The organism is Streptomyces sp. P5F9, from assembly GCF_057961495.1.
In genome coordinates, this window is the sequence record NZ_JBXVPZ010000700.1 from 1 (window position 1) to 3542 (window position 3542).

Here is a 3542-nt window from a genome sequence, read left to right on the forward strand (position 1 = left end):
GGCGTGGGCGGCTTCGGCGGGAGGTTCGGAGGTGTCGGCGAAGGTCTCGGAGACGTGGGGTCCGGGTTCGTCCGGGCCACCGATGTCGCCCGCGGGCTCGTCGACGTCGTCGATGTCGTCGATGTCGTCGATGTCGTCGGGCTCGTCGACCAGGGGGTCCAGGGGCGGAGGCGGAGGCGGAACCTCGGTCTCCAGTGTCTCCAACATGGCGGTGGGGTCGGTGAGTTCGGCCGGCCCCGGTTCCTGCGCGTCCCCGTCCGCTTCCGCCCCCAGGTTCTCCGCGAACCGGTCCAGCAGCCTGGTCGCCGCCGACCTCACCGCGTCCGGCGCGAGTTCGGTGATCCGGCCGTCCGCGGTCGCCGTACCGTCGAAGACGAGGGTGGAGCCGCCGTCGGACTCGCGGACGCGCAGCGTGAGCGCGAGTTTCACGGAACCGGTGCCGCGGGCCTCGGCCGCGTCGCCCTCCACGGCGTACGTACCGTCGTCCTGCGCGGAGACGCGCACGGAACCCCGGTAGGTGACGGAGTGGCTGCCGACGCGGACCTTCAGGCGTCCGGCGACGGGTTCGGTACCGGCGTCCTGCTGGAAGCCGGGGACGGCGCGGGCGACCCGGGCGGGGTCCGCGAGTGCGTCCCGCAGTCGCTCGGGGGTAACCGGAACGTGCACCTCATGCTCCATGCTTGCCGAGCCTACCTAGGTTGACCGGGGGTACACCCGCCGTTGCCCGGAAGTGCCTGCGTGTTGATGCGAGCGTCCCTGGGGGCTGCGCCCCCAAACCCCCGCTTCGGCCTGAACGGCCTCGTCCTCGAACTCCCCCAGAGGGGGCACCCCCAACGGGCTGTCAGACACAGCCCCCGTGTGAGATCAGTACCGCGGATGCACCAACGTGGAAGCCGCCAGCCCCGGCACCCGCGTCCGCTCCGCCGCCCGCTCCTCGCTCGCCAGCCCCGGTCCCGGCTCCGCAGGTGCCACCCCCCGCGTCGCCAGCACGAACCCCCAGTCCCCCGGAGCCCGAGACGTCCCGGTCGTCCGGTCGGGCCCCGCCGCGAACCCCGAGGCACGACCGCCCACCCGGTACGGAACGGGGTGAAGCCCGGCCGCGCGAACCGTCGAGACCACCGTCCAGAAGACATGGCGCCGGGAGGAGACCGGCCCGGCGTGCACGACCAGGCGCCCCCGCTCCGTGAGGGCCCGGCGGGCGAGGCCGTAGAACTCCTGGGAGTACAGCTTCGTGCTGGCGGTGATTCCGGGGTCGGGGAGGTCGGCGACGACCACGTCGTACGAGCCCGGGCGGACCGCGCGGAGTCGGTCGAAGGGGTCGCCCGTGGTGACGTGGACGCGCGGGTCGTCGTAGACATGACCGTTGAGGGCGGACAGGGCGGGGTCGTGGCGGGCCAACCGGACGACTCCCGCGTCGAGTTCGACGATGTCGACGCGGCGCACGCCCCGGTGGCGCAGCACCTCGCGGGCGGCGAGACCGTCGCCGCCGCCGAGGACGAGCACGCGCGCGTGGGGGCCGTTCATCGCGGGGGCGACGAGTGCCTCGTGGTAGCGGTTCTCGTCGCGGCCGCTGACCCGCAGGCGGCCGTCGAGGAACAGGTCGAGGGGGCGGCCGTGGTCGCCGCCGGTGAGGACGATCTCCTGGACGTCGGTCTGGAGCGCGACGCGGACGTCCTTGCCGTAGACCGCGTGCCGTGCGGCCCGTTCGAAGTCGTCGACCAGGACGGCGGCCGAGGCGAGCAGGCCGAGGACCGTGAGGTTGGCGATGACCAGGAGCCAGCGGCCCCGGCGGGAGAGGTCGCGGCGGAACAGGCCCAGGACCAGGGAGCCGCCGGCGACCACGTTGACCGTGCCGGTGAGCAGGGTGCCGGTCAGCTGGCCCAGGAAGGGCAGCAGGAGGAAGGGGAACGCCAGGCCGCCGACCAGCGCGCCGACGTAGTCCGCCGCGAACAGATCGGCGACCGCGCCCCCCGCGTCCTGGCGGCGGATCCGCTGGATCAGCTCCATCAGCAGCGGAACCTCCGCGCCGATCAGCAGCCCGATGGCGAGCGAGAAGGCGACCAGGAGACAGCGCGGGCCCTGGGCCCACAGCCCGCCCCAGTCCCCGGTCCAGGCGAAGACCGCGTACAACGCCATCGCGCTGCATCCGCCGATCAGCGCGAGAGCCGCCTCGACCGCGCCGAAACCGGCCGCCGCGTGCCAGCGCAGCCGTTTCGCGGCGAGCGAGCCGATGCCCATCGCGAAGACCATCACGGAGAGGACAACGGATGCCTGGGTGACCGAGTCGCCGATCAAGTACGAGGCGAGGGCGACGAGTTCGAGTTCGTACACGAGTCCGCAAGCCGCGCAGACGAACACACCCGCGAGCACCAGGAACCGGCCCGTGCCCGGCCGTACGGGCAGCCGCGCGGGGCCTGCCCACGGTGGCTGGGTACCCGGCCGGGCCGGCGCGTGCGGTTCGATCACGCTGCGACGTTACGTCACATGATGGGTACGCTTCGTCACCCACACGTGTGGAATGTGTTTACAGCGACCGGGGTCGGTGTCGGCCGCCCGGCTCATGCACCGGCCACCCGGCTCATACAGGTGACGGCACCGCGTGCCCCACCGGCACCGGCACGGGCACGGGCACCCGCACCCCCACCCGCGTCCGCGTCGCCACCAGTTGCCCGTCCTGCGGATACGCGTGCCAGGTGCGCCAGTGCACCTGGCCCTCGTGCCGCTGGGCGAGCATCGCGGTGAAGGCGTGCGGGCTGCCGGGGAAGACCCCGGCCAGGCCGTTGGGATGGTCGGCGACCAGGGCCAGCAGTTCCTGGGCGCGGCCCGCGAACTGCCCCGGGGACAGCACCTCGACCCGGGCCGCGAACTCGTACTCCCAGTCGCCGACCCGCTTGGCCACCCCGAGCGGCAGCGGTGTGCTGGAACCCGGGATGCACGCGACCGTCTCCGAACAGCTGCCCCGCTCCTCGTCCAGGAGTACCTGGTGGGACGCGCCGAGCAGTCTCAACTGGAGTTTCGCACCGGCCAGTTCGAGATCGAGCGTGGCCAGGGCGGGAAGCGGCTCGCGCCCCAGGGTCCAGGCGAGGTCGGCCGCGCGGGTATCGGTGTAGGAGGTCTTCAGGGTCGTGAGCATGGATCGGCTCCGCTAGCACGCAAAGAAAGGGGAGATGAGGAGAGGTGCGGGGGGTCCGGCACACCTCGGCCGACACCGGGACATCGGCCCGGTCGGCCCAGTGAGGAGAAGGTGTCTGCAGGCGCCCGAGGGCTTGCGTTGGGGCTGCGTTGGCGATTTAGAGGGAATCATGAGCGGTGGCGCCACCACAGCGTTTTTACCCAACTTCGTGGGGTTTCCATCCCTCAGGGGGCTGCACAGCTCAACTGTTCAACCAGGGCGTACGCCCAGGCGTGTCAGGCGCACGCCGGAGCGCCCGCCGGGAACGGTCTCCCGACGGGCGCCACGACCCCCGTACCAACCCCGTCGGCGGTGCTCGGCTGCCCCGTGTCAGCTGTCACCGCGTCCGGCTCAGCTGCCCCCGCCGCAG

General features: G+C 72.5%; 3 protein-coding genes. All 3 read right to left on the bottom strand.

Translation table 11 applies throughout. The features are described 5' to 3' along the window. A partial coding sequence (locus AC31A1_RS48695) for an SRPBCC domain-containing protein (protein ID WP_489659475.1) occupies positions 1-666 on the bottom strand: 666 nt, incomplete at its 3' end. A 198-nt stretch (positions 667-864) separates the two neighbouring features. Further along, positions 865-2466, bottom strand: coding sequence for a polyamine aminopropyltransferase (locus AC31A1_RS48700; RefSeq protein ID WP_489659476.1), 1602 nt, complete (start codon positions 2464-2466; stop codon positions 865-867). 112 nt (positions 2467-2578) lie between these two features. Next, the gene (locus tag AC31A1_RS48705; RefSeq protein ID WP_489659477.1) at positions 2579-3133 is read right to left on the bottom strand and encodes a DUF2617 family protein; all 555 of its coding nucleotides are present in this window, start codon (positions 3131-3133) and stop codon (positions 2579-2581) included. Between the last annotated feature and the right edge of the window lie 409 nt (positions 3134-3542).

What these genes read in the sequence shown, in the direction of transcription:
- AC31A1_RS48705 (WP_489659477.1), bottom strand. Translation starts at nt 3,133, where the DNA reads ATGCTCACGACCCTGAAGACCTCCTACACCGATACCCGCGCGGCCGAC.